Origin of the sequence: Streptomyces sp. S4.7, from assembly GCF_010384365.1 — a bacterium.
GTDB lineage: Bacteria > Actinomycetota > Actinomycetes > Streptomycetales > Streptomycetaceae > Streptomyces.
Genome location: NZ_CP048397.1, coordinates 1,529,651 through 1,554,333 on the forward strand (window position 1 = coordinate 1,529,651; position 24,683 = coordinate 1,554,333).

General features: G+C 71.8%; 22 protein-coding genes and 1 pseudogene. 9 read left to right on the plus strand and 14 right to left on the minus strand.

What is annotated here, in order from left to right; all coding sequences use genetic code 11:
• Positions 1–38 precede the first annotated feature (38 nt).
• Positions 39–266 carry a hypothetical protein gene (locus SSPS47_RS06770; protein WP_037784015.1) on the minus strand — a complete coding sequence of 76 codons (228 nt, stop codon included), beginning with the start codon at positions 264–266 and terminating at the stop codon, positions 39–41.
• A 95-nt stretch (positions 267–361) separates the two neighbouring features.
• The gene (locus SSPS47_RS06775) at positions 362–1,960 is read right to left on the minus strand and encodes a TROVE domain-containing protein (RefSeq protein ID WP_164249506.1); all 1,599 of its coding nucleotides are present in this window, start codon (positions 1,958–1,960) and stop codon (positions 362–364) included.
• Positions 1,961–2,320: 360 nt separating this feature from the next.
• Here SSPS47_RS06775 and SSPS47_RS06780 point away from each other — a divergent pair, with 360 nt between their 5' ends.
• The 3 genes from SSPS47_RS06780 (at position 2,321) to SSPS47_RS06790 (ending at position 7,875) form a co-directional block, all read left to right on the plus strand.
• The gene (locus SSPS47_RS06780) at positions 2,321–4,705 is read left to right on the plus strand and encodes a serine/threonine-protein kinase (protein WP_239064792.1); all 2,385 of its coding nucleotides are present in this window, start codon (positions 2,321–2,323) and stop codon (positions 4,703–4,705) included.
• Entirely contained in the window at positions 4,702–7,023 is a 2,322-nt protein-coding gene (locus SSPS47_RS06785; protein WP_164249508.1) for a serine/threonine-protein kinase, read from the plus strand. Before SSPS47_RS06780 ends, SSPS47_RS06785 begins: the two co-directional genes overlap by 4 nt.
• Before the next feature lie 84 nt (positions 7,024–7,107).
• The gene (locus SSPS47_RS06790; protein ID WP_164249510.1) at positions 7,108–7,875 is read left to right on the plus strand and encodes an SDR family oxidoreductase; all 768 of its coding nucleotides are present in this window, start codon (positions 7,108–7,110) and stop codon (positions 7,873–7,875) included.
• Positions 7,876–7,957: 82 nt separating this feature from the next.
• On the opposite strand, the gene SSPS47_RS06795 is transcribed toward SSPS47_RS06790, so the two are convergent.
• Positions 7,958–9,499, minus strand: a complete 1,542-nt coding sequence (locus tag SSPS47_RS06795) for a hypothetical protein (protein WP_164249511.1) — start codon at positions 9,497–9,499, stop codon at positions 7,958–7,960.
• Between the two features lie 220 nt (positions 9,500–9,719).
• Between SSPS47_RS06795 and SSPS47_RS06800 the strand changes: the two genes are divergently transcribed.
• Positions 9,720–11,546 (plus strand): endonuclease/exonuclease/phosphatase family protein, encoded by a 1,827-nt coding sequence (locus SSPS47_RS06800; RefSeq protein ID WP_164249513.1) that lies wholly within the window; start codon positions 9,720–9,722, stop codon positions 11,544–11,546.
• A gap of 114 nt (positions 11,547–11,660) precedes the next feature.
• Here the strand turns inward: SSPS47_RS06800 and SSPS47_RS06805 are convergent, their stop codons facing one another.
• The 7 genes from SSPS47_RS06805 to SSPS47_RS06835 all read right to left on the minus strand — a co-directional run bounded on the left by SSPS47_RS06805 (position 11,661) and on the right by SSPS47_RS06835 (position 15,928).
• Positions 11,661–12,362 carry an antibiotic biosynthesis monooxygenase gene (locus tag SSPS47_RS06805; RefSeq protein ID WP_164249515.1) on the minus strand — a complete coding sequence of 234 codons (702 nt, stop codon included), beginning with the start codon at positions 12,360–12,362 and terminating at the stop codon, positions 11,661–11,663.
• A 74-nt stretch (positions 12,363–12,436) separates the two neighbouring features.
• Positions 12,437–12,958 carry an SMI1/KNR4 family protein gene (locus SSPS47_RS06810; protein ID WP_164249517.1) on the minus strand — a complete coding sequence of 174 codons (522 nt, stop codon included), beginning with the start codon at positions 12,956–12,958 and terminating at the stop codon, positions 12,437–12,439.
• Between the two features lie 13 nt (positions 12,959–12,971).
• Entirely contained in the window at positions 12,972–13,622 is a 651-nt protein-coding gene (locus tag SSPS47_RS06815) for a DUF4232 domain-containing protein (RefSeq protein ID WP_164249519.1), read from the minus strand.
• Between the two features lie 57 nt (positions 13,623–13,679).
• Positions 13,680–14,669 carry a 2,3,4,5-tetrahydropyridine-2,6-dicarboxylate N-succinyltransferase gene (gene dapD, locus SSPS47_RS06820; protein ID WP_164249521.1) on the minus strand — a complete coding sequence of 330 codons (990 nt, stop codon included), beginning with the start codon at positions 14,667–14,669 and terminating at the stop codon, positions 13,680–13,682.
• 86 nt (positions 14,670–14,755) lie between these two features.
• A complete protein-coding gene (locus tag SSPS47_RS06825; protein ID WP_239064793.1) occupies positions 14,756–15,001 on the minus strand; it encodes a hypothetical protein in 246 nt (81 codons plus the stop codon).
• A gap of 4 nt (positions 15,002–15,005) precedes the next feature.
• Positions 15,006–15,602, minus strand: coding sequence for a TetR family transcriptional regulator (locus SSPS47_RS06830; protein ID WP_164249523.1), 597 nt, complete (start codon positions 15,600–15,602; stop codon positions 15,006–15,008).
• A complete protein-coding gene (locus SSPS47_RS06835) occupies positions 15,602–15,928 on the minus strand; it encodes a multidrug efflux SMR transporter (protein ID WP_187279958.1) in 327 nt (108 codons plus the stop codon). The genes SSPS47_RS06830 and SSPS47_RS06835 overlap by 1 nt, the downstream gene beginning before the upstream one ends.
• Positions 15,929–16,215: 287 nt before the next feature.
• Here SSPS47_RS06835 and SSPS47_RS06840 point away from each other — a divergent pair, with 287 nt between their 5' ends.
• Entirely contained in the window at positions 16,216–16,602 is a 387-nt protein-coding gene (locus SSPS47_RS06840; RefSeq protein ID WP_164249525.1) for a hypothetical protein, read from the plus strand.
• A gap of 421 nt (positions 16,603–17,023) precedes the next feature.
• Here the strand turns inward: SSPS47_RS06840 and SSPS47_RS06845 are convergent, their stop codons facing one another.
• The gene (locus tag SSPS47_RS06845) at positions 17,024–17,677 is read right to left on the minus strand and encodes a TetR/AcrR family transcriptional regulator (protein ID WP_164249527.1); all 654 of its coding nucleotides are present in this window, start codon (positions 17,675–17,677) and stop codon (positions 17,024–17,026) included.
• A gap of 154 nt (positions 17,678–17,831) precedes the next feature.
• On the opposite strand from SSPS47_RS06845, the pseudogene SSPS47_RS06850 reads away from it, so the two are divergent.
• The 3 genes and pseudogenes from SSPS47_RS06850 to SSPS47_RS06860 all read left to right on the plus strand — a co-directional run bounded on the left by SSPS47_RS06850 (position 17,832) and on the right by SSPS47_RS06860 (position 21,183).
• A pseudogene (locus SSPS47_RS06850) lies at positions 17,832–19,222 on the plus strand (ATP-binding cassette domain-containing protein).
• A gap of 48 nt (positions 19,223–19,270) precedes the next feature.
• Positions 19,271–19,924, plus strand: coding sequence for a CatB-related O-acetyltransferase (locus SSPS47_RS06855; RefSeq protein WP_164249529.1), 654 nt, complete (start codon positions 19,271–19,273; stop codon positions 19,922–19,924).
• A 62-nt stretch (positions 19,925–19,986) separates the two neighbouring features.
• Positions 19,987–21,183, plus strand: coding sequence for a macrolide family glycosyltransferase (locus tag SSPS47_RS06860; RefSeq protein ID WP_239064794.1), 1,197 nt, complete (start codon positions 19,987–19,989; stop codon positions 21,181–21,183).
• Between the two features lie 38 nt (positions 21,184–21,221).
• Here the strand turns inward: SSPS47_RS06860 and SSPS47_RS06865 are convergent, their stop codons facing one another.
• The 3 genes from SSPS47_RS06865 to SSPS47_RS06875 all read right to left on the minus strand — a co-directional run bounded on the left by SSPS47_RS06865 (position 21,222) and on the right by SSPS47_RS06875 (position 23,618).
• Positions 21,222–22,028 carry a Tn3 family transposase gene (locus tag SSPS47_RS06865; protein WP_164249531.1) on the minus strand — a complete coding sequence of 269 codons (807 nt, stop codon included), beginning with the start codon at positions 22,026–22,028 and terminating at the stop codon, positions 21,222–21,224.
• Positions 22,029–22,031: 3 nt separating this feature from the next.
• Positions 22,032–22,409: a transposase gene (locus SSPS47_RS06870; protein ID WP_164249533.1), complete on the minus strand. Its 378-nt coding sequence runs from the start codon at positions 22,407–22,409 to the stop codon at positions 22,032–22,034.
• Between the two features lie 213 nt (positions 22,410–22,622).
• A complete protein-coding gene (locus tag SSPS47_RS06875) occupies positions 22,623–23,618 on the minus strand; it encodes a winged helix-turn-helix domain-containing protein (protein WP_239064795.1) in 996 nt (331 codons plus the stop codon).
• Positions 23,619–23,685: 67 nt separating this feature from the next.
• On the opposite strand from SSPS47_RS06875, the gene SSPS47_RS06880 reads away from it, so the two are divergent.
• Positions 23,686–24,594: an aldo/keto reductase gene (locus SSPS47_RS06880; RefSeq protein WP_164249535.1), complete on the plus strand. Its 909-nt coding sequence runs from the start codon at positions 23,686–23,688 to the stop codon at positions 24,592–24,594.
• Positions 24,595–24,683 lie beyond the last annotated feature (89 nt).

Genomic DNA, 24,683 nt, shown 5'->3' on the forward strand with positions numbered 1-24,683 from the left:
CGGTCACGTGGATCGCGGCGGCCCGGAGGCCCGGGTCTTCAGAGCTTGGTCAGTTTGGAGAAGGGGCTCAGGATCCGACCCTGGCGGCCCGAGAAATCGATGAGCACGGCGTTCTCGCCCTCGACTCCGATGACTCTGCCCAACCCGAACTGATCATGGGAGACACGGTCTCCCACGTCGAAGTGCTCGGGCGGAGGTGAGGCCGGGCCTTGGCGGTTGAAGGGACTGGACGGCAGGTGGCGCCGGGAACCGGCTGACTTTGTCATTACCTGGAGTATGCGCCCAACGGCCCCCGACGCGCCATGCCCGACCGCCGACGGGCCGCGGGATCACTCGTTCCCCAGCGACCCCACGACCCTCGTCAGGCACCGTCCGACGGTCGGGCCGCCCACGGCCAGTGAGCGTCGCGACCCGCCTCCAGCAGCGGAACCATACGGAACGCGGCGTCGGAGAGACCACCGAAAGTGTGCCGGTGCGGCGTCCCCGCGGGACCGTGGCCGGCCCGGTATCCCGCCAGATTCCAGGTGTAGACGGGAACGCGCTCCGGGACCCGCTCGGTCGGGTCGCCGTGGTGGTGATACGTCGCCTGCTCGTCCGTGACGATCAGCACCCGGTCATGACCGCGGTAGTGCGCCCGCACCGCCCGCGACGTGTCCGTGCCACCCAGATCACCGAAGCGCTCCAGGACCTTCAGCACGGACTCGCCCCGGCGGGACCTCACCTTGCCGCTGCTCGAACCGAACTCGACCAGGTCCGCGTCAAAGGCGCGCATCGCCACCGCCGTCCCGAAGATCGCCGCGGCGTCCGCCCGGTTGAGCCGGGAACGGTCCGACAGCGGCGACCACATCGAGCCCGAGCGGTCGACCAGGATCAGCGTCCGACCCGGCAGCGCGGGCACATTGGCCAGCGAGTGGCCGAGCGCGCGCTCCAGCGGGTAGGACCAGCGCAGCGACGGCGCGTGCTGGTACGCCGCGAGACAGCGGAACGGGAACTGCCGGGACCGGGCGACCACCGCCGGGTCCGACAGCTCCGCGGCGACCCGCGCGGCGACCTCGTCGCTCACCCCGGCCTCGTCGAAGTTCCGCAGGTTGCGCAGCAGCGCCATCGGCCCCATGGACGGGATGACGGCCTCCCACGCCGCCGCGTCCATGGGCCCCTGGAGCCAGCCCGCCAGCATCTCCCACGTCATGCCCGCCTCGGCCAGCCGCTCGGCGGCGCCGGGAGCCGTGACCACGGCGCGCCGCTCGGCGACGGGCAGCTCCATGAGCGCCCGGTGCGCGGTGAGGGTGCGGTTCGACGCGGGCGGAACGGCGGTGTCCGGGTGGTGCCGGCGGTCCAGGGCGTAACGGAACAGCTCGCCCTGCCACGGCTTCGCCGGGTCGGGCGACGCGTGCACGAGATTGAGGATGTCCCCGAATCGGTAACCCTTGGACGCGGTGTCGTACTTGAGCAGCGACTTACCGCTGTAGAGCCGCTTCACGGCGTCGGCGGTGCCACGCTTGACGGGCTTGGGAATACGGCGTCCATAACGGGACGTCCAGTAGCCGAGCAATTCACCGGGCTCGTCGGAACGCAGCAGTACGGAATCGACGACCTGACGGTTCGATGGACCCGTGCTGACGCCTGCTTCGAGACGTGCCTTCACGTATTCGGCGGCGCCGACGAGTGCGGCGGTCCGCATGTTCCCGTCGCGGCGCAGCCAGCCCAGGAGACCGGCCGTCCACCGCGCGTCCTCGACGGCCAGCTCGCGCACGAGGGTCAGGAAGCGGTTGTCGCGGTCGTCCCCGGACTCGTAAAAGGTCTGCTGGGAGACGAAGTTGGCGACGGCGAGCAGGAACAGCTCGGACTTGGCGTCGCGGAGATGTCCGGTGCCGCCCTCATGCGTGCGGGTGGTACGGCCGGTCGACCGCACGGGCGACGTGCCGCGAACCACGGAAAGACGCGAGTTGAAACGTGCCATGGGAATTCCCCCGAATTCGATGAAAAGTCCAGAGATCAAGGCCGGCGGAACCGACAAAGGTGCTCTGCCAACTGAGCTACATCGGCTCGAAAGCCGATGACAGGACTCGAACCTGCGACCGCCCCATTAAAAGTGGAAGTAGGTCCCGCCTTCGCACCTGGACGAATATGACTTTAGGAGAGCGGCCCATGGGCCGCCACGGGTTTTAACGCAAGTACGCAGAAGCGGTGCGCGGGACGGGGCGGGACTGTGTACGGACGGGTTTCCCGGCCGGTATCGGGTGGCCGCCGCAACCTTGGGATGCTCTGAGTGCGTCGCAGTGATCGGCCGCGCACGGCCGGTGGGTCCGGAGGGGGAACCGTGGTGGAACAGCTCGGTGGGTACCGGTTGGTCGCTCTGCTCGGTGAGGGCGGCATGGGCCGGGTCCATCTCGGCAGGGCGGCCTCCGGGCGGCTGGTGGCCGTGAAGACGGTGCACGAGCATCTGGCGGCCGATCCGCAGTTCCGGGAGCGGTTCCGGCGGGAGGCCGCCGCCGCCCGCTCGGTGGCCGGGCCCTTCACGGCCGCCGTGCTCGACGCCGATCCGGGGGCCCCGCGCCCGTGGCTGGCCACCGAGTTCTGCACGGGGCCCACCCTCACCGGGGCGGTCTCGGCGCTCGGACCGCTCGCGTCCGGCGAACTCGCCGCGCTCGGAGCGGCGCTCGCCGAGGCGATCGCCGCCGTGCATGCCGCCGGGCTCGTGCACCGCGACCTCAAGCCGTCGAACATCGTCGTGACGCGCGACGGTCCGATGGTCATCGACTTCGGGATCGCGCGGACCTCCGCCGAGGAGAGCCTGACCGACAGCGGTGAGATCGTCGGCTCCCCCGGCTTCATCGCGCCCGAACTGCTGACCGGTGCGGGCGAACCGGGCCCGGCCGTCGACGTGTTCGCGCTCGGGGCACTGCTGGCGTACGCGGCCACCGGCCGTCCGCCGTTCGGCACCGGGGCGGTGCACCAGGTGCTGTACCGGACCATGCACGGCTCGGCGGATCTCGGCGGTCTGGAGGAGATACCGGGAGCGCGGGAGGGCGCCAGGGGGTGGCGGGACCTGCTCGGGAGCTGTTTGAGCCGGGAGCCCGGCGACCGGCCCACCGTGGCCGGGATGCTGACCGCGTGCGCGGCGTGGGCCGAGGGCGATCCGTGGTGGGAGCGCGAGGCGGTGGCCGGTCTGATCCGGCGGCGCGAGGACGAGGTGACCGCGCTGGTCGCGGACGCGCCGGAGACGACGGCGGCCGGGCCGGCTGGCCCGGCGGGTGAATCGGCCGACGGGCCGGGGCGCGAATCGCGGGGCGGACCGGATGGCGAATCGCAGGGCGGACCGGATGGCGGACCGGGCACGCCGGGCGCCGCGGTTGTCGGCCGCTCCCCGCGTACGGAGGTCGCACCGGGCGCCGACGCCGCCGTGAGCCGGGGCGCGTCCCGAAGAGGCTTCCTGCGGTGGGGCGGCGCGGCCCTCGCCGGCGGCTCCGCGATCGGCGGCGTCGCCTGGCTCACCTCACTCACCGGCGGTGACGGCGAGGACGCCGGGCCTCACTCACCGCCCTCGTACACGCTCGGCCGCGCCCTGTGGACCCGCGACATCGGCAAGGCCTCACACGTCCGGCACGGCGACGCCCTCTATCTGATGGGCGAGGAAGGGCTGATCCGCCTCGACGCCCGGACCGGAGCCGTCGGCTGGACCTATCCGGCCGAGGACGTCACCGACGCCGCGCCCGGACAGAGACTCGTCCAGGTACTGCGGGTGACCGGCCTCTTCTCGTCGGAGATCGTCGCCCTGGACGCGGAGACCGGCGTCGAGAAATGGAGCACGGGCGACGTACGGCACAACCCCCGGCGCCCTCTGGAGCTGCGCCGGCCGGGCGCACCGGCGGACGGCGACCGGGCCGCGTTCTCCGTCTCCGCAGACCTCGTCTGCCTGGTCACCCACACGGGGTACAGCACCCAGTGGCAGCGCCGCACCGGGGGCAATCGCCCCTGGCGCGCCCACGGCTACCACCCGCGCACCGGAGAGCCCCTCTGGTTCCACCAGGGCGGGGAGGCGGAGGTGGTGGGTCTTCACCAGGCGGGCGGCCGGATCGCGGTGGCGTCGGCGCGCTCCTCGCTCTCCGACGAGGGCGAGGAGGGTGAACCTCTCACCGTCCTGCGCGTCGCCGACGGCACGCTCGAACGCGAGATACCGGGCGGATCGCGGTACTTGGAAGCACATCCCGGCTCCCGGGGGGTCCGCTGCTACGCGACGGACGGCCGGCTCCGCTCCGTCGACCTCGCGACCCGCCGCACGCGGTGGAGCCGCGCCCTGTCCGAGGAGGAGGCGGACGCCACGATCACACCCGAGCCCGTCGCCGGGCTCGTGCACACCGCCACGTACGGAACGCTGAAGGCCCTCGACGCGGAGACCGGCCGTACCCGCTGGAGCCTGAAGGACATCGGCTGGCCGACGGACCGGGGTTCGCCCGTGGTGTCGGGCGGGCTCGTCTACGGCCTGGGGAGGGCGCCGGAGGACGAGGAAACCACCGACGGCCGCCCCACGTGGGATGTGCACGCGCGGAACGCGGCGACGGGCGCACTCGTGTGGGCGGCCGAGACCGGCGACGCGGAGTCCGTCGTCGTCGGGGCCGGCGGCGAGGGCGCGGCCGGTCCCGGTCTCGTTCATGTGTCGGCCAGAGGCACCCTTTCCACCTACACCGCCCCGGAGCCGTCATGACCGACCCGCTGCTGCCCGGAGACCCCGCGACCCTCGGCTCCGTGCGGCTGCTCGGCCGGCTCGGCGCCGGTGGCATGGGCCGGGTGTATCTGGGCCGTACGACGGGGGGCCGGCTGGTCGCGGTGAAGACCGTCCACGCGCACCTCGCGGCCGAACCGCAGTTCCGCGAGCGGTTCCGGCGCGAGGCCGCCGCCGCGCGCGCCGTGACGGGGGCGCACACGGCGGCGGTCCTCGACGCCGATCCCGCCTCGCCGGTGCCGTGGCTGGCCACCGCCTATCTGCCGGGGGTCACGCTGCGGGGCGCGGTCGCCGCCGCCGGACCGCTGGAGGTTCCGGTCGTACGCTCCCTGGGCGCCGCGCTGGCGGAGGCGCTGACGAGCATTCACGGCGCGGGACTCGTCCACCGCGACCTCAAGCCGTCCAACGTCCTGGTCACGGCGCAGGGCCCGCGCGTCATCGACTTCGGGATCGCGCGTGCGCTCGGCGACCACGGGATGACGCGGGCGGGCGACATCATCGGTACGCCCGGATTCATCGCGCCCGAACAGATCACGGACAGCGGACCGGTGACGGCGGCGGCCGACGTGTTCGCGCTGGGCGCGGTCCTCGCCTTCGCCGCCACCGGCCGTAACCCCTTCGGGGACGGGACGGCGGCGATCCTGCTCTACCGGGCCGTGCACGAGGAGCCCGACCTGGACGACGTGCCCGCCCGGATACGCGGACTGGTCGCCGGCTGTCTCGAAAAAGAGCCCGCCCGGCGGCCTTCGGTGGGCGCGGTGCTGGAGCGGACGGCCGATCCCGGGGCGGCGTTGTGGTGGCGTGAGGAGCCGCTGCGGAGCCTGATCAGCGGCGACGAGGAGGACCGGCCGCGCGAGCGTACGGCGGTGGTTCCCACGAAGGAGGTGACGGCGGCGACGGTCCCGGCGCCGCGTCCCGACGAGCCACGTGTCGCCCCCGCCGCCGGTCCGGGCCGCGCCGAGCGTGCGGAGCGCGCCGAGCGGCGTCGCGGACTGGCCCGCCGGGGAGCGCTGGTGGCCGGCGGCGCCACCCTGGCCGGGCTGTTCGGCGTCTCCGTCGTGCGCGGCTGGGGAGATCCGGGGCCGGGCGGCACCGTCAACAGCTCGGACGGCGCCCAGTTGGACCTCAGGAAGGGGTCGGCGAAGCCGGGCGCGCTCCGCTGGAGTCTCACCTCGGAGCCCGGTGGTGTCGACGCCTTCCAGCTGTCCGGTGGCACCGTCCTGCTGCACGGACCGCTCACGAGCGGCGTCGACGGCTACGTCCGCGCCTGCGCCGCTTCCGACGGAGCCCGGCGCTGGGAGCTGACGGCCACGGACGGCGCGCCCGGTGTGTGGGGCGTGGCGGAGGGGATCCTGGTGGCGCCCGATGTCGGACTGCCCCTCGTCGGTCTCGGCTCGGGCAAGGCACTCGGGAAGGCCGACCCCTTCTCGTCGTCGCCACTTCGCTGGATCAGCGTCGTCGGCGGGACACTGATCACGGCGTACCAGGACGACACGGACACCAAGGAGCTGCGGGCCGTCGATCTGCGCACCGGGGCGAGCCGTTGGGAACAGGAGCGCCCCGGAACGCAGCCGCCGACGGTGCTCGGCGACACGATGCTGCTGGCCACCGCCCTCGGGGGGCAGGTGCTCGGTGTCGACGGTGCGTCGGCCGGGACGCTGTGGTCGTACGAGGGGCTGAAGGACGGCGGTGACCAACTGCTCGCCGCCGGCGCGCTGCCGGACGCGGGGAACTTCGCGCTGCTCACCACCCTGGGCGAGCTGCACCTGGTCGGCGCACGGAACGGGGAGCGCGTCGCCGTCGCGGCGGACAGCTACGCGGTGACTCCTGGCGCCACGGCCGTCGGGGCGGCGGGTGGTACCGGCCTGCTGGCCACGGCGGGCTCGCTGCACGGCTTCGATCCGGACAGCGCGAAGCCCCTCTGGCCGCCGCTTGCCACCCTCGGCGTCGAGACGAGCTGGCCCCGGCGGACGGGCGGGGTGCGCGGCCCGGTCACGGCGGGTGGTCTGGTGCTGCACTGGTCGAAGGCGGACACCCTCCAGGCCGTCGATCCCCGGACGGGCGAGCCCCGTTGGACGCGGCGGCTGACGGGGATCGCGAAGGTCCCGCCGGTCGTCACGGGCGGCACGGTCTACGCGGCCTGCGGCGAGGTCTGCACCGCGCTGCGGCTCACCGACGGCGCGGTGCGGCGCACCTGGTCGCTGCCTGGCATCATCGACGGGCTCGCGGCCGACGCGTCGGGCTGGTACGGCCGGATCGGCACGTCGGCGGTACGGGCGTACAACGGCGTGGGCGGCTGACGGTCCGCGCCCGGCGCCCGCGTCCACTCCCGCCGGCACCCGTCCGCGTCCCCTCCCCCGCCCCTCGTCCGAAAGGCCCGCCTCATGAACCTCCCGCAGACCGGCCGCCGGGTCCTGGTCACCGGTGCCTCCCGAGGTCTGGGCCGCGCCGTCTCCCGCGCATTCGCCGCCAACGGCGACCGTGTCGCCGTCCACTACGGCACCCGCGAACAGGACGCGCGCGACACGCTGGACTCGCTCGACGGCACCGGCCACGTACTGCTGGGCGGTGACCTGTCGGACCCCGAGGGCGCGGCACGGATCGCCGACGCGGCACGGGAGGCGCTGGGCGGCATCGACGTGCTCGTGAACAACGCGGCGGTGAACGAGCGTCATCCGCTCGCCACCACCTCCTACGAGGACTGGGCGGCGGCGTGGCAGCGCCATCTGTCGGTGAACGTGCTCGGCACGGCGCTGCTCAGCCATCGCGCGGCACGGTCCATGATCGACCGCGGCATGGGCGGCCGGATCGTCAACATCGGTTCGCGCGGCGCGTTCCGCGGCGAGCCGGACCATCCCGCGTACGGCGCCACGAAGTCGGCGGTGCACGCGCTGGGTCAGTCGCTGGCGGTCTCGCTCGCGCCGTACGGCATCGGTGTCGCCTCCGTCGCGCCGGGCTTCTTCGACACCGAACGGGTGGCCGGCCGGCTGGCCGGGGCGGAGGGCGAGGCGATCCGGGCGCAGAGCCCGTTCGGCCGGGTGGCGAGCGCGGAGGAGATCGCGGCGGCCGTCCTGTGGCTGGCCTCGCCCGAGGCGCAGTGGTCGTCGGGCGCGGTGCTGGACCTCAACGGCGCTTCGCACCTGAGGAGTTGAGGGACACACCACCGTGGGGTGGCGGCTCGGGGTCCGGCGCGCCCCGCCGCTCCTTCAGCCTCCACCCCTCGCCCCTGCCCCCTCAACCCCCGTTGCGCGACCTCGCCTTGAACGCCGCCTTGCGGGCGTCCTTCGCCGCCTTGCGGTCCCGGTGCAGCCGGCCCATCGCCTCCAGCACGTCCGCCGTCGCCGGGTGGTCCACCCGCCACGCCGCGTCGAAGAAGCCGCTGTGCTGGCCGACCAGCCCCTCCACCAGCTCCTGGAGCTCCAGGGGCTCGCCCTCGGCGTCGAGTTGGGCCGCGATCGTGTCGATCGCCAGCCAGAAGATCATCGACTCGGACGGCGGCGGCACGTCGGAGGCCCCCAGCTCCGCGAGCCACACGCGGGCGAGCCCGCCCAGCTCGGCGTCGTCCAGGACCTCGCGCACCGCGGGCTCGGCCTCGACGCCGACGAGCGCGAGGGACTGCTGACAGTGCAGCCGGCGCAGCGGGGCGCCGGAGTCGGTGCCCCTGGCGGCGGCGAGGAGTTCGCCCGCGGCCTCGGCGGGTTCGCGGTGGGCCAGCCACCGTTCGGTCTCCGCGCGCGCGGCGGGCTCGGGGAAGTGCGCGACGCCGGCGAGCAGCGCGTCGGCGCCCTTGTCGGCGAGGTCGCCGACGGCGGGCGCCTCGACTCCCGCGTCCCGCATCCGGGACCTGATGCCGTGCAGGCCGAGTGGGGTCAGCGTGACCACGCCGTACCGGGACACGTCCTCGTCGTCGCCGGACGGCACGGCGTCGGACCCCGCGTCGTCGACCATCAGGGCCTCGTCCACGGGCACGTACGTGACGAGCCCGATCGGCTCCAGCAGGGCGAACTGGTCGTCCAGCCGCATCATCGCGTCCGACACCTGTTCCAGCACGTCGTCGGTGGGCTCGCCCATGTCGTCCGGCACGATCATCGACGCGGCGAGCACCGGCAGCGGTACGGGGACGGGTTCCGTCCCGCCCTCGCCGACGGTGAGCAGATAGAGGTTCCCGAGGACACCCTCCAGGAACTCGGCCTCCGCCTCCGGGTCCCAGTCCAGGGCGTCGAGGTCGATCTCTCCGTCGTCGCCGATGGCGCCGGCCAGATCCTCCAGGACGGGCGCCGTCGCGTCGGCGAAGACGACGTCCAGGGCGTCCAGCCAGAGGGAGAGGACGTCCTGCGGGCTGCCGGAGGCGATGAGTTGGAGGGCGGCTCCGGCGCTCACGGTGCCGCCCCCGTCGCCACCGGTGTCCGCGCCGCCCGCTCCGTCCGCCGGTTCCCCTCCGCCGGAGGGGTCCTCGACCTCGACCAGCCCGGTGTCGACGGCCACCCGCCACGCCTCGCTCGCCTCGGCCTCCGCCGTCGCACGGGCCTGCGCCGCGAGCGCCTCGTCGCTCTCCGTCGGTTCGGGACTCTCGGTCCCGAGGAGTCCCAGCACCTCGGCCGCCGCGGGCAGTTGCTCCTCGACGAGCTCACCACCCGCGCCGACGCGCGTCCCGGGCCCGGCCCAGCGGGCCAGACGCACGGCCCTCGCGAGCAGCGGTACGGCGAGCGCGTCCCGCGCCAGCTCCGCGTCCGAGGGCAGCCGCACCGGCGGCAGGGTGGGGCGGTCTCCGGACATCTGGTGATTCTCCTTGCGCCTTGCGGGTCCAGGGCGCCCAAGCGTAGACGTATTTCACCCCATCCCACCCGGTTCACTTGGCCGACAACGGGTGTACACCCGGACGCCCTTGACAACTCATGTGCCCACGCAAGAGATTGACGCGCGTAGAACTACACGTGGAACCACGTGTGGAACGACGCTCCACTCCGTCACCCTTTCTCACTCCCGGAGTCCCGTAATGCCTTCATCCGTACCGAGAACGGCCGCAGTTTCGGCCCTCGTCGCCACCGCACTGGCAGCCGGTCTGCTCGCCGGATCCTCCTCGGCGTCCGCCGCCGAGATCAGGATCCACGGCATCCAGGGCAGTGGCCGGATATCGCCGCTCGTCGGTACCCCCGTGGCCGACGTGCCCGGCATCGTCACCGGCGTACGGACCTACGGCTCCCGGGGCTTCTGGTTCCAGGACCCGAACCCCGACAAGGACGCCGCGACGAGCGAGGGCATCTTCGTCTTCACCAACGCCGTGCCGACGGTGGCCGTGGGCGACTCGGTCAAGGTGTCCGGCACGGTGACCGAGTACATCCCGGGCGGCGCCGCCTCCGGGAACCAGTCCCTGACCCAGATCTCGTCGCCGAAGATCACGGTCGTCTCCTCCGGCAACAAGCTGCCCGCGCCGGTGACGATCTCGGCGAAGTCCGTACCGGCCGCGTACGCCCCGAAGGGCACCGCCGCGACGGGCAACAGCATCAACGGCCTCCAACTGAAGCCCCGCAGCTACGCGCTGGACCACTACGAGTCGCTGGAGGGCATGAACGTCCGCGTCGGCACCTCGCGCGTGGTCGGCGCCACCGACCCGTACTCGGAGCTGTGGGTGACGGTCAAGCCGAGCGAGAACGCCAACCGCCGCGGCGGCACGGTCTACGGCAGTTACGACGACCAGAACACCGGCAGGATCCAGATCCAGCAGCTGGCCCCGGTCGCCGAGCAGCCGTTCCCGAAGGCCGACGTCGGTGACGTGCTGTCCGGCAGCACCGAAGGCCCGCTGGACTTCAACCAGTTCGGCGGCTACACGCTGACCGCCCGCACGCTCGGCGAGGTCACCGGCGACGGCGCGAAGCCCGAGACGACCCGCGCGCAGCGCCGCGACGAGCTGGCCGTGGCGACGTACAACGTCGAGAACCTCGACCCGTCCGACCCGCAGGAGAAGTTCGACGCGCTCGCCGGCGCCGTCGTGGACAACCTGTCGTCGCCGGACATCCTGGCGCTGGAGGAGATCCAGGACGACAACGGCGCGACGGACGACGGCACCGTCTCCGCCGACGCGACGATCGCCAGGTTCACGGCCGCGATCGTGGCGGCCGGGGGCCCCGCGTACGAGGCACGCACCGTCGACCCGGAGAACAAGACGGACGGCGGCGAGCCCGGCGGCAACATCCGCCAGGTCTTCCTCTTCAACCCCGAGCGCGTCTCGTTCACCGACCGCCCGGGCGGCGACGCGACGACCGCGACCGACGCCGTACGGCAGGACGGCAAGGCCGGCCTGAGCCTGTCCCCCGGCCGGATCGACCCGGCGAACGACGCCTGGAAGGACAGCCGCAAGCCGCTGGCCGGTGAGTTCACCTTCCGCGGGAAGCCGGTCCTCGTGATCGCCAACCACTTCGGCTCCAAGGGCGGCGACGAGAGCCTGGTCTCGCACCACCAGCCGCCGAACCGGATCTCCGAGGCACAGCGGCACCTCCAGGCGAAGGCCGTCAACACCTTCGTGAAGGACCTCCTCAAGATCCAGCGGAGCGCCCAGGTCCTGGTGGTCGGTGACATCAACGACTTCGAGTTCTCCGCCACGACGAAGGCCCTCACCGCCGACGGCGCGCTGTACCCGGCGGTCAAGTCCCTGCCGGCACCCGAGCGCTACTCGTACGTCTACCAGGGCAACAGCCAGGTGCTCGACCAGATCCTGACGAGCCCGGCGGTCGACGACTTCGACTACGACAGCGTCCACATCAACGCGGAGTTCGCCGACCAGAACAGCGACCACGACCCGCAGGTGCTGCGCTTCCGCCCGTGACGGGGCCCGCGTCTGCCTGAACGGCGGTGGCCCGGCCGTACCCCACATACGGCCGGACCACCGCTCTCTCCGCGTGGCCGGCAGGTCCTCCACGGGCGTCGGGGCGAGCCGCCCTCAGCCCGCGGCGAGGCTGATCCCGGGGGTGTACCTGTTCACCGTGCTGCCCGCGAGGCCCGGGAAGGTCCGCACCCTCTCCCACTGCTCCGAGCCCGAACCGACGCCGTCCCCGGGCGCGTTGAGTGCCAGGATGTGGCCCTCCGCGTTCTCCCACTCCGCGTAGTTGAGCACCCGCGTCCCGTCCGTGCTCGCGTGGAAGTACGCGGCGATCCCGGCCGACCGCTCGTAACGGTCGCTGTCGAGGGCCGCGAAGACGGTGTCCGTCCACTCCCGCTGCCGCGCGGGGTCGGGACCGTCGAACCGGACGTCCACGATCACGACACAGCCGGGCACCCGGGTGTCGCCCTCGGTCGCCCCGCTCCGGTACAGCTCGTACGAGCCGAGCCCGAGCCGCTCGATCCCCGGCACCGCCGCGTCGATCTCCGCGTTCCGCTCGTCGCGGCCCGTACGGACGAAGTCCTGGTAGGCCGTCTCGTCGCACCACTGCGAGTAGTGGAGCAGCGTCCTGCCGTCCTCGCCGACCATGACGCTGTACGACAGGAGGCCGCCGTCCGGCCAGTCCCGGCGCCCCCATGCCTCACCGATCGCCTCCACCGCCGCGCGCTGCCGCTCGGGCGTACCGACGTGCCAGGTGCTGACCTTGACGACGCCGACACCCGGACGGTTGATCTCGGGGACGGTGCTGACCTGCACGGACATGGTGATCCTCCTCGCCGCCGCACCACCGCGGTGCGGCTTCGCCCACCATGCTCGAATATGAAGTGCGGTTGAAGTCAACGCGACTTCGCCCAGTGCGCGACCCAGTCGGCGAATCCGGGCTCCTCCTCGGCGGGCGCCGCGCCCACATCGCTGACGGCCCATATCCGGCCGCGCTGCGCGCCGGTGACGACCAGATGCCAGTACAGCCCGCAGCCGTCCGTGCCCAGCACGATGCTGCCGTCGTTGCCGACCTCGTCGATCAGCGGTTCCAGCTCCTCGTACGGCCTGGGATCGTCCTCCCACACCCACGCCTCCGTGAGCGGGAACGGCTTCGCGGGCGCGCGCTGGCCGGTGTCGGGGCCCCAGTCCGCGGGCAGGCGCTCCAGCGGTATCAGCCCGTCGACGTCCGCCGGCCCCTCACCGCTGCCGTCGCATATCTCGGCGACCATCGTGCGGTACGGCTCCGGCAGTACGACGCCCTGCTCCGACTCGAAGGCATGGACGGCCTCCCAGCCCAGCGGGGGTCTGCGCAGCTCGGGCGGGAAGGCGGCGCGCAGCGTGTCGAGGTCGGCGGGATCGGCGCGTTCGGTGTCCATGGGGTCCATTGGATCACCGGCCACTGACAGGATCGGCCGCCCAGGAGGTCACGTCCAGGGTGCCTTCCGTGCCGAGGTCGATCGGGAGCGGGAGGGAGACGGGCTCCTCGCCGGGGGCGGGTGTGACGAGGATGTGGGCGCCCGGGGTGGGGGCTCCGTCCAGGGAGGTGACGCGGTTGTTCCAGTGCAAAACCGCGCTCGCGGTCGTGTTGGGCGCGAGCGTCAGCTGCCGGGGCCTGTCGTCGCGTCTGCCGGTGTAGGTGTAGTCGCTCTCGTGGGTGACTTCGACGTCGATCGGTGTCCGGGCCCCGTCGAGGAGTTCGAGGCCCGGGTGTCCCTTGACCCGGTGGGGCTCGTCGCCGCAGTTCCAGAGCTTGAGGGTGACTACGCGGTGGCCCATCGCGGCGTCCTCGCCGCCGATCACGACGTCCAGGCCCGACGGCGGGCACCCGGGAGACGTCGTCCCGGCGGACGAGGCCGACGGCAGGGACGGCGGCGAGGGCGGGGCGACGGACGGCGGCGGGGACTGCGCCGGCGCGGTCGGGGCGGCGCCCGCGCCGGTCTCCGCCTCGATCTCGCTCCTGAGGTCCGAACAGCCCGCCGCCGTCAGCAGCAGGACGGACACCCCGGCCAGCAGCGCGGCCGGGCGGTGTCGCCTGGTCATCGGATCCCCGTCCCCCGTGGTGTGCGCGGGGGCGTACGCGTACGCCCCCGCGCGTCGTCAGTTGTGGCTGTGCAGGACGTCGTTGAGACCGCCCCAGACCGCGTTGTTCGGGCGGGCCTCGACCTTGCCGGTGACCGAGTTGCGGCGGAAGAGGATGTTCGAGGCGCCGGACAGACCGCGGGCCTTGACGATCTCCCCGTCGGGCAGCGTCACGCGCGTACCGGCGGTGATGTAGAGACCCGCCTCGACCACGCACTCGTCACCGAGCGGGATGCCGACGCCCGCCTCGGCGCCGATCAGGCAGCGCTCGCCGATGACGATGCGCTCGGTGCCGCCGCCGGAGAGGGTGCCCATGGTGGAGGCCCCGCCGCCGATGTCCGAGCCGTCGCCGACGACGACACCGGCCGAGATCCGGCCCTCGACCATGGAGGTGCCGAGCGTGCCGGCGTTGAAGTTGACGAAGCCCTCGTGCATCACGGTGGTGCCCTCGGCGAGGTGCGCGCCGAGGCGGACGCGGTCGGCGTCGCCGATCCGGACGCCCTTGGGGGCGACGTAGTCCGTCATGCGCGGGAACTTGTCGACCGAGGTGACCTGGAGGTGCAGGCCCTCCGCGCGGGCGTTGAGACGCACCGTCTCCAGTGTGGCGACGGCGACCGGACCGAGCGAGGTCCAGGCGACGTTGGCGAGCAGGCCGAAGATCCCGTCGAGGCTCTGACCGTGCGGCTTCACCAGACGGTGGCTGAGCAGATGCAGACGCAGGTAGGCGTCGTGCGCGTCCAGCGGCTTGTCGTCGAGCGAGGCGATGACCGTACGGACGGCGACGACCTCGACCCCGCGGCGCGGATCGGGTCCGACGGCCTTGCGCGCGGCGTCGCCGAGCAGTTCGGCCGCGCGGTCGGCGGTCAGCCGCTCGGTACCGGCGGGGCCCGGCTCGTCGCCGAGCGCGGGGGCGGGGTACCAGGTGTCGAGGACGGTGCCGTCCTCGGTGAGGGTGGCGAGCCCGGCGGCGACGGCGCCGGTGGTGCGAGTAGCAGTCGTGTCGGTCATGAGCGAAACCTAACGGGCGCCCGTACGCGGAGGCCAACCGGTCTCGGCGTACGGGCACCGGGGCCCGCCGGCCGGGGCGTTCGCGGTCAGCCGAGCCGGTTGTTGTCCGTGACGCCCGCCGCGCGGGTGGTGTCGTCCTCGGCGCGCGGAAGGAGCCGGTGTCCCTCGGAGTGGTGGTTCACCCAGCCGCAGACTCCGCAGCTGTAGCGGCCGTCGAGCCCGGCGATGAGCGTGCCGCACTGCCGGCACTCCGCGTAGGTGATCTCGGGGCCCATGACGGCCGAGTGCTCCGGTTCGGACTCCGGCGCGGGCGTGGCGGGCGGAATGCTCATGCGGTCAATCTACCGGGGCACGCGCACCGGCCGCCGGCGCCGACGGACCGGACGACGCCGACGACCCGGCGAGGATCCTGCCGAGCATCTCCCGTGCGTAGTCGACGTCGTACTCGCCGCCGGTGAGCAGCACTTGGAGGCAGATGCCGTCGAGCAGCGCGACCAGCGCGCAGGCGGTCACCGTGTCGACGCGGTCGGCGAGGATCTTCATGACCCCGTCGCACCATTCGGCGGCCACCGGGCGCAGCGCGGGGCGGTGCAGGGCGGCGAGGTACAGCTCGTACTCCAGCTCGACGCCGGTGCGGTCCGCCGCCAGCCACCGTCCGGTGATCCGGGCCAGCTCGTCCGCGATGTCGCAGTCGGGGCGGGCGAGGGCGCCGCTCTCCCTGACGGCGGAGGCGAAGCCCTCGTTGGCCTGTCGCAGCGCGGCGACCAACAGCTCGTCCAGGGAGGCGAAGTGGTACGTCGTGGAGCCGAGCGGCACATCGGCCTCGGCGGCGACGGTGCGGTGGCTCAGCCCGGCGATCCCGCCGCGCCCGACGACCCGGATCGCGGCGTCGATGATGCGCTGCCGCCGCTCGGGGTCGTACCGCCGGGCCATCAGTGGGCCCCGCCGACGTTGAGCAGCACGACACCGGCGATGACGAGCGTGATGCCGGCGAGCTTCGCCGGGGTGGCCGCCTCGCTCAGGAACACCATGCCGATGGCGGCGACGGCGGCGGTGCCGACGCCGGCCCAGATCGCGTACGCGGTGCCGACGGAGAGGGTCTTCAGCGTCTGGGCGAGCAGCGCGAAGGCCAGGACGTAACCGGCCACGGCCGCCAGTGAGGGCCAGAGCCGGGTGAAGCCCTCGCTGTATTTCATGGCCGTCGTGGCGGCCACCTCCGCCGCGATCGCGACGGCGAGCATTCCGTATCCCAATCCCATGTGTACGAGTGTACGCATGACTGCGTACGCCCGTACACAGAACGGCTGGAGTCCTGGTGGAGCGGTGGAGCGGCTACCGTGTCCCGGCCACAGTCGGCCACACACATCGGAGCTGAGCAGTGACGCGGGACCAGGGGTGGGGCGGCGGCGCGGGGGACGGTGGGCCGCCGGGCGGACACGGACCGTACGGCGGTGGGCCTCCTCCGCACGGCTGGGGTCCGCCTCCGCACGGAGGCGGCCCACCCGGCTGGGGCGGCTGGTCGCGCCCCCGGGGGCCCAAGCCGGGCGTGATACCGCTGAGCCCGCTCGATCTCGGCGAGATACTCGGCGGCGCGTTCTCCACGCTGGGCCGCTACTGGCGGCAGGTGCTCGGTATCGCCCTGGCCGTGTACGGCGTCGCGTTGCTGCTGGCCGGCGGGGCGCTGACCGTCGCGTACGCCGCCGTCGGCGACCATCTCTCCGCCGTCGTCGGCACCCCTGCGCACTCCACACCCTCCTGGGCCGACATCAAGCCGCTGGTCATCACCTTCGCCGGTGTGTGGGTCGCGGTGACGGCGGTGCTGCTGCTCGCGACGGCGATGATGCAGACCTGCTGCCCGGCGATCGTCCAGGAGGCGGTCCTCGGCAGGCCGGTCGGGGCTGGGTCTCCTCTACATCGATCAGCGCATCCGTAAGGAGGATCTGGCGCCGGCGCTGATCGCCGCGGCGTCGACGGCACCGGCGGCTCCCCGGGGTCCCAGTAGTTCTCGCCGAAAAAAACAACGCTTCGGCACGCTGAGGGCCTTGGCGAGTTGGGGCACGAGGCGGAAGCGGGCGGTGTGGTACTGGATGGCCACCTTGCCCTTCCCGGTGCGGCAGGGCGAGCTCGCCGGGGCGGCACAGGTGGACATCGGGCAGGCGGAGGCATCACTGCGGAAGCTGCCGCCCTGATGCCAGACAGCATCGACGTCCGCACCTCACCGGGCACCGGATGCAGCCCCTGCGGCCCACTCCTTGGTGAATGCGGCCTGGCCCCCGTCCACCGGCGCCCGGCCTCCGGACTGCCCCGAGCCGCCGCACTGCCCGATCAGCGCTGCGGCCCGGGCAGGCCGACCGTCAGGATTCCTCGCCCTGCGCAGGGCGGGTGAACGCTCCGGCGGCGGCGGCCAGGGTTGCTGTGGTCGCGGCGTGAGCGGGCAACTGCGGATCAGGAGCGGTCCGCAGAAGTACTAGCTGGTGGTAGAGCGGTGCGGTGGCGGCGATCAGCAGACGCCGCGCGTCCGTGTGCGGCGGGAGTTCACCACGTTGGACGGCGCGCTCGACGAGGACCTCGCAGCGCGCGTACCGGTCCTCCCACAACTGCTGCTGGGCGTGGGCGGCTTGCGCGGAGCGGAACGAGGCGGCCATCAGGGCTTCGGGGATCGACGGTTGTGCGGCCAAGGACTCCTGGATCTCGTCGTTGAGGGCTGTCAGATCGCCGTGCAGGGAACCGGTGTTCGGAGGCTGCCAGTCGTCCTCGCCGGCTGCGTCGAGGACGTCGGCGAGCAAGCCACCGACGTCCTGCCAGCGCCGGTAGACCGTGGCGCGGTGCACGCCAGCGCGGGCCGCGACGCCCTCCACCGTGAGCCCCTCGTAACCGTGTTCACCGAGTTCGGCGCGCACCGCGTCGAGTACTTGGGCACGGATGCGGGCGGTGCGGCCGCCCGGTCGGCGATCGGGCGGTGCGGTGGGGCGGGCACGTTCCGGCGGGTTGTCCGGTGGTTCTGTCATCGGGAATCCGGTTGCTCGGTGGGACTAGATCATGACAGCATCTTAAAGTGACAGTTGTCGCACTAGTGGAGTTGCCGATGCTCTTCCGAAGCGTTCTTCCTGCCTTGCGGTCCCAGGCGACGGTTTCGTCCCCGACAGCTTCGGAGTTGCTCGTATGTCCACACAGATCACCGCGCTCGCAGTCAGCAAGTCCTTCGACGGCAGGTCCGTTCTCGACTCGGTGAGCTGCTCGCTCGCGAAGGGTGAGTGCACCGGGATCGTCGGCGAGAACGGGTCCGGCAAGACCACCCTGCTGCGGCTGCTCGCCAAGCGGGAGCTCCCCGACCAGGGGGAGATCATCCTGCAGGCCGACGGTGGCGTCGGCTACCTCGCCCAGGACGGGGGCCTGCCAGCGGATGCGACGGCTCAGCAGGTCATCGATCGGGCACTGGACGATCTTCGTGCGTTCGAAGCGCGGATGCGCCGCCTGGAGGCAGCGATGGCCGACGGTGACGAGTCGGCGCTCGACGCGTACGGCGAGGCCGTCTCGGCCTTCGAGCTGCGCGGCGGCTACGAGGTTGTTTCGCACGATCGGGGCTTCCTCGAACACGTCGCTACAAGCCTGCTGGAGGTGGACGGGGACCGACGCAGCGTCGTCCGGTACGGCAACGGCTACGCCGGCTACCTCGCGGAGAAGGCGGCGGCGCGGCGGCGCTGGGCCCAGCACCACGACCGGTGGCGTGCCGAAGTCGACCGGGTGCGCGACTCGGCTTCGGGTACCGCCCGCCGGGTGGCCCCGGCCGGGCGATGAAGGACGGCAACAAACTGGCCTACAACCAGGCCGGTGCCCGTGTGCAGCAGTCCCTGGCCAGCCGCGTCCGCAACGCCGAGGAACGGCTGCGCCGTCTGTTGGCCGACCCGGTCCCGGCCCCGCCGGAGCCTTTGAACTTCTCGCCTGTGCTGCGCGCCGGACAGCTGCAAGGCGCCGTGCTCGACGCCGTCGGGGTCGCTGTCGCCGGCAGACTCGACCCGATCGATCTGACAGTCCGGGCGGGCGAGCGCCTGCTGGTCACGGGCGAGAACGGCGCGGGCAAGAGCACCCTGCTGCGCGTCCTGGCCGGCGACCTGGCCCCCGGCCGCGGGCACGTCAACAGGCGCGGCCGGATCGGGTACCTCCCGCAGGACCCGGACCCCGGTTCGGCGGACGAGACCCTCCTGGCCGCCTACGCCCGTGGGCGGGCGGGGGAAGCCGACGACCACGCCGAACGGCTTCTGGCCCTCGGGCTGTTCGACCGGTCCCGGCTGGCGGTGCCGGTCACGCGGCTCTCCACCGGCCAGCGGCAGCGGCTCGCCCTGGCGCGGTTGGTCAGCCAGCCTGCGGACATCCTGCTGCTCGACGAGCCCACCAACCACCCGTCTCCAGCCCTTGCCGAGGAACTGGAGACCGCCTTGGCCGGTTTCGCCGGCACCGTCGTCCTCGTCAGCCACGACCGGTTGCTTCGGCGACGCTGGAGAGGAACCCACCTGGCTCTGCGCGCCGCCCGAGTGCCTGTGATCAGAGGCTGAGGTTCCTGTCCGACCCCTACGCCCGTTCCAGAGAGGGATCGACTCACGATGCCGACTGCTCCCGCCGACCCCACCGTCCTGCACCCGATGCCCGAACAGCAGCGGGTGGTGCTGCTCAAGCCGCTGGTGAAGTCGCCACTGATCGAAGTCGGCGAGTACTCCTACTACGACGACCCGAACGACCCTACTGCGTTCGAGACGCACAACGTCCTCTACCACTACGGCCCCGAGAGACTCGTCATCGGTAAATTCTGCGCGCTGGGCACCGGAACACGATTCATCATGAACGGCGCCAACCACCGTATGGACGGCCCCTCGACCTTCCCCTTCCCCACCATGGGCGGCTCCTGGGCCGACCACTTCGACCTGCTCACCAACCTGCCCAGCCGGGGCGACACCGTCGTCGGCAACGACGTCTGGTTCGGCCACAGCGCGACGGTCATGCCCTGCGTTCGGATCGGCCACGGCGCGATCATCGCCTCCGGCGCCGTGGTAACAGGCGACGTACCCGACTACGGCATTGTCGGCGGCAACCCTGCCCGACTCATCCGCACCCGCTACGACGCCGAGGACGTCGCCCGCCTCCTCGCCGTCGCCTGGTGGGACCGGCCCGCGGATCACATCACCGAGCACGTACGGACGATCATGTCGGGATCGGTCGCCGAGCTGGCGGCAGCCGCCCCGCGCACTCGTCATCCGTGACACCGACGGATGCACCTCGATCCCGCCCATGCCCACCCCGCACCCGAAACGAGTGATCGCCCGTGTCCCGTCGCCGTGCCCACATCGCGATGGTCGGCATCCCGGCCGTCAGCCACGTCCTGCCGAGCCTAGAGATCATTCGCGAGCTGGTGGCCCGCGGCCACCGGGTCACCTACGCCAACGACCCAGCCGTGGCGGACCGGATCGCGGACACCGGCGCCGAACTGGTGCCCTGCACCTCCGTGCTGCCGGTTGCCGACAACAACTGGCCCGACGACCCCATCGCCGCGGCGAACCTTTTCCTCGACGACGCCATCCAGGCACTCCCTCAGCTGCGTGCCGTCTACGACCACGCCCCGGCGGACCTGTACCTGTACGACATCGGCGCCTACGCCGCGCGCGCCCTCGCCGAAGGGCAGGGCCGGCCCCTCATGCAGTTGTCCCCGACGTTCGTAGCCTGGGACGGCTATGGAGAGGAGATCGCGGCGCACCTGTGGAAGTTGCCGGGTGCCGACGCCTACCGGGCGAGGTTCGCACACTGGCTCGCCGACTGCGGGGCGACCACCACGGACGTGGACGCCTTCTCCGGTCCTCCCGCACGGGCCCTGGCCCTGATCTCTCGGGCGATGCAGCCGTACGCCGACAAGGTCGACACCGACTCGGTGACCTTCGTCGGGCCCTGCTTCGACGCACGTGAGGACGCGGGCAGCTGGACACGGCCGGCGGACGCGGAGAACGTACTGTTGATCTCCCTGGGCTCGGCGTACACGCGCCAACCGGAGTTCTACCGCCAGTGCGTCGCGGCGTACGGAAACCTGCCCGGCTGGCACATCGTGCTCCAGATCGGCAAGTACACCAACCCGCACGAAATCGGCGACATCCCACCCAACGTCGAGGTGCATTCCTGGGTCCCGCAGAGGGCGATCCTGGAGCAGGCGGACGCCTTCGTCACCCACGCCGGAATGGGCGGCTGCGGCGAAGGACTCCTTGCGGGCGTCCCGATGATCGCCGTGCCGCAGGGCGCCGAACAGTTCGTGAACGCGGACCAGCTCGTGGAGCTGGGCATTGCTCGCCGCATCGACACCCCGGACGCTACTGCCAAGACGCTGAGAGCGGCCCTGAACGAACTGGTCACCGACACGGAAGTCGCTCGCCGATCGGCACAGTTGCGCGCTGACGCCCGGGCCGAGGGCGGCACCCCGCGCGCCGCCAACCTCATTGAGAACATGCTGGCCATCGCTGACGGACCGGCGGGCTGACTGGCGTTGTAGCTGTAAGCAGGGGCCGACTGCTGTTTCTACAGCCCGGCTTCGGGGTCGTCCGTGTCCACGGTCCGCAGCGGCCGGTGGCCCCGGTCGTCGAGCTGGGCGAGTTCGCGCTCGTAGTCGACGGTGATCGAGCCGTAGTAGTTGACCACCGAGCTACGGGCCGGGGAAATGTGCGCCAGCACCTCGGAGTCCACCTCGCGGCCGGCAGTACGGAGTTCATCGACGGCCAGGCCCATGTACTCGGTGTGCCAGCAGACCACGCTGTTGGTCACGACGGTCAGGCACCACGCCTGCTCGTTCTGCTGCTCGGGCTGGCGCCGGGCGACCTTGCCCTCGCGGGCGTAGTGGAGCTGGCGGCGCGGGGCGTGCAGGGACTCGCCCTTGTTCAGCTGGCGGGCGATCTTGCGCCGGTAGCTCTCGTCCGACAGGTACTTCGCCGCGTAGATCGTTCTGCGGATCGCCCCGTACTCCTTCAACGCGGCGGCCAGCGCGTTCTGCCGGGAGGACGCGGACAGCTTGCCGACGATCAGGGATGCGGTGGCGTGCCCGCACTTCAGCGAGCCCGCCAGACGCAGCAGGTCGTCCCAGTGATCGGCGACCAGGTCCAGGTAGGCCTTCTTGGTCAGCAGCGGCCCGGCGGTCGGGAAGCGTTCCTCGTAGTCGGTCTTCGCGCCCATCCGGTACAGGGTGGGGAAGCGCTGCCCGTCGGAGGACGACAGCGTGCCGGAGCCGAACATGGTCGCCATCGGCAGTCTGTGGTGGTAGTTGACCAGGACGATGTTCGCCTCGCGCAGCGTCTCTTCCCGGATGTACCACTCCGCGGCCCACGCCAGCACGTCCTACGGGATGCCGCAGGACGCGGCCATCCCGTGCAGTCCGAGGTTCGTGGAGAGCCCGATCAGGCAGGCGATCAGGATCTCGTCCAGGAGGGCAAGCCGGTCCTCCGACAGCTTGGCCCGCTCGGCGAGCACCTCGCGCAGCTTGATCTTCGCCCGCGACTCCGAGCCCGACAGGGTCTGGTCGAAGAGCTGCACCACCGAGTCCAGGACGCCCGCGGCCTCCCGCACCGCCTGCTCGCAGTCCCTGCCCAGGTACGGGTGCGCCGGAGCGGACAGCGTCATCATCAGGATCGGCGCCTCGTGCGCGAGCCTGTCGCAGATCCGGTTCCACGTCTCCCGGTCGTAGCGGCCCTTCGATCGCGAGGGTGCCCCCTCCATCAACTTCTCCACCTCGGGGCGACCTCGCCCAGGAGCTTCTGGAGCTGCTCGTCTTTCAGGTCGTTCAGCGGCGGCTCGTCAGCACTCAGCATGGCCGCAACGCTACCGACCCGCCCACGGCCACTGCGCCGTTTCACCGAGATCAGCCCTGATCAGGGGCCGTCGTACGGCTTAGTGGTCGGCTTCGGAAGTCCTTCGGGGGTTGACCAAGTCTCAGGCAGAGGCTGCTTGGAGAAGGGTTTCGGCCGCGGTGGTGCGGGCGTAGAGGACGGATCGGCCAGCGCGGTGGGCGCTGACCAGGCCCGCGTTACGTAGTGCGGTGAGGTATTGGGATACCCCGGCTGGGGAGAGTCCGGTGCGGTGGGCCAACTGTGTGGTGGAGGCCGGGGTCTCCAGTTCGGTCAGCAGCAAGGTCCGTGAGCGGCCCAGTACGGCGGCGAGGGTGCTGGTCTGAGTGCCCGGCCGCGGCGTCCAGAGCGAGCCGACACCGCGTGCCGGATAGACGAGTTGGGGCGGGTCGGGCAGCGTCGTCCGGGTCCGCAGTCCCGGTCCGGTGAAGACCGAGGGGATCAGGAGTAGTCCTGTACCTGCCGTCTCGCGGGTCAGCGGTTGCTTTCGGCGGGCCAGCCGCAGCCCATTATCGTCCCAGCTCACCGAGGTGTGCAGGTCGTTGAAGAGGTGGCCCGCGCCGTGCTCGGCGACCATGCGGGCCCGGTAGAAGATGTCTGCGTCCAGCACTTCCCGGATCCGTGCCCAGTAGGGGGCGAGTGCCAACTCCCAGTACGTTCCGATCTCCTCTGTGACCTTGGCGAGGCGGGTCTGCGGGTCGGCGTGCAGGGTCCGCAGCCGGGGGCCGAGCGTTCCCTGGTGGCGGGCTAGGTGGTCGAGGTCCTGGCGCACCCGGTCGGCAGGCGAGGCGAGGATCGCATCCTGCTCTGCCGCCGGTGTGGGAGCCGGTCCGGCGGGGGCCGGGTTGAGGAAGTCGGGGACGTAGCCGGTGGGCGGGATCAGCTCGGCCAGCCAGCCCCGGTCCAGCCCGGCGGCCACCACACGCGGCCATACCTGGTCGGCCCAGGGCCGGTGGACCGGATGAGGCGTGCCGGACGTGAGCAGCCGGAAGCTGGGCGCGATCTCCCACATCGGCGAGAGGGCGAACCGCACCTGCGCCAGGTCCCTCGCCGAGAACGCCAACGCTGCCAGGACGACCACTCCTCGATGGATTCAGGCATGTGTGAATCAATGGCGGGCCAGCCTATCGTGCGGAGATCATCCCGCCATGACTGCACAAACGATCACCGCGGCGGCATCGGGCACCTTCCGTCTCGGGGACCTGAGGGTCAACCGGGTCGGTTTCGGCGCGATGCGCCTGCCGCAGCACGGCGAGGCGTTCGTGGCCGACGCCGTCCCGCGCGACCGCGACCAGGCGATCGGTGTGCTGCGCCGCGCGGTGGAGCTCGGCGTGAACCACATCGACACCGCCGCGTTCTACTTCTCACCGCTGCGCTCCGCCAACGAGCTGATCAACCGGGCGCTGGCCCCCTACGGGGACGATCTCGTCATCACCACCAAGGTCGGACCGGGCCGCGACCCTGCGGGCCAGTGGCTGCCGCACGCCACCCCCGAGCAGCTGCGCGGCCAGGTCGAGGAGAACCTGCGCCAGCTAGGCCGCGACCACCTCGACGTGGTGAATCTGCGCATCGTCGGCACCAATTCCATCGCCGACCGCTTCGGGGCACTCGCCGAACTGCGCAAGGCCGGACTCATCCGTCACCTGGGCCTGTCCAACATCCGCCCCCACCACCTCGCCGAGGCTCAGAGCATCGCGCCGGTGGTCTGCGTGCAGAACATGTACGGCATCGGCGCATCAACCGAGCAGAAGGAGTTTCTGCGCATCTGCGGTGAGCAGGGCATCGCGTTCGTGCCGTTCTACTCGATCGCTGGCACCGGACGCGAAGGCGGTGCGACCGCCGACGACAGCACAGAGGTGCAGGCCATCGCCCGCGCGCACGGGGTGAGCGCAGCCCAGATTCGTCTGGCGTGGACCCTGCACCAGGGCGCCCACGTGCTGGCCATCCCCGGCACCGGCGACCCTGAGCACCTCGCCCAGAACGTGGCCGCCGGCGCTCTTCGTCTTTCTGCGGACGAACTCACCGTTCTGGACTCCCTGCGCCACGCAGCCACATGAACAAGACCCCCGTGATGTTGTGATCCACTTCTGCTGATCGGCTTGTCTGCCTTGCCTGTTCCTGCTGCCCGCCCGATAGCCCTGACCGC

Excerpts from the sequence above, each read along its gene's own strand:
- SSPS47_RS06880 (WP_164249535.1), top strand. The coding sequence starts at position 23,686 with ATGACTGCACAAACGATCACCGCGGCGGCATCGGGCACCTTCCGTCTC.
- SSPS47_RS06825 (WP_239064793.1), bottom strand. The coding sequence starts at position 15,001 with ATGAGCATTCCGCCCGCCACGCCCGCGCCGGAGTCCGAACCGGAGCAC.
- SSPS47_RS06855 (WP_164249529.1), top strand. The coding sequence starts at position 19,271 with ATGCCGACTGCTCCCGCCGACCCCACCGTCCTGCACCCGATGCCCGAA.
- SSPS47_RS06815 (WP_164249519.1), bottom strand. The coding sequence starts at position 13,622 with ATGACCAGGCGACACCGCCCGGCCGCGCTGCTGGCCGGGGTGTCCGTC.
- SSPS47_RS06790 (WP_164249510.1), top strand. The coding sequence starts at position 7,108 with ATGAACCTCCCGCAGACCGGCCGCCGGGTCCTGGTCACCGGTGCCTCC.
- SSPS47_RS06830 (WP_164249523.1), bottom strand. The coding sequence starts at position 15,602 with ATGGCCCGGCGGTACGACCCCGAGCGGCGGCAGCGCATCATCGACGCC.
- SSPS47_RS06795 (WP_164249511.1), bottom strand. The coding sequence starts at position 9,499 with ATGTCCGGAGACCGCCCCACCCTGCCGCCGGTGCGGCTGCCCTCGGAC.
- SSPS47_RS06805 (WP_164249515.1), bottom strand. The coding sequence starts at position 12,362 with ATGTCCGTGCAGGTCAGCACCGTCCCCGAGATCAACCGTCCGGGTGTC.
- SSPS47_RS06770 (WP_037784015.1), bottom strand. The coding sequence starts at position 266 with ATGACAAAGTCAGCCGGTTCCCGGCGCCACCTGCCGTCCAGTCCCTTC.
- SSPS47_RS06810 (WP_164249517.1), bottom strand. The coding sequence starts at position 12,958 with ATGGACACCGAACGCGCCGATCCCGCCGACCTCGACACGCTGCGCGCC.
- SSPS47_RS06775 (WP_164249506.1), bottom strand. The coding sequence starts at position 1,960 with ATGGCACGTTTCAACTCGCGTCTTTCCGTGGTTCGCGGCACGTCGCCC.
- SSPS47_RS06870 (WP_164249533.1), bottom strand. The coding sequence starts at position 22,409 with ATGGAGGGGGCACCCTCGCGATCGAAGGGCCGCTACGACCGGGAGACG.
- SSPS47_RS06835 (WP_187279958.1), bottom strand. The coding sequence starts at position 15,928 with ATGGGATTGGGATACGGAATGCTCGCCGTCGCGATCGCGGCGGAGGTG.
- SSPS47_RS06800 (WP_164249513.1), top strand. The coding sequence starts at position 9,720 with ATGCCTTCATCCGTACCGAGAACGGCCGCAGTTTCGGCCCTCGTCGCC.
- dapD (WP_164249521.1), bottom strand. The coding sequence starts at position 14,669 with ATGACCGACACGACTGCTACTCGCACCACCGGCGCCGTCGCCGCCGGG.
- SSPS47_RS06785 (WP_164249508.1), top strand. The coding sequence starts at position 4,702 with ATGACCGACCCGCTGCTGCCCGGAGACCCCGCGACCCTCGGCTCCGTG.
- SSPS47_RS06845 (WP_164249527.1), bottom strand. The coding sequence starts at position 17,677 with ATGACAGAACCACCGGACAACCCGCCGGAACGTGCCCGCCCCACCGCA.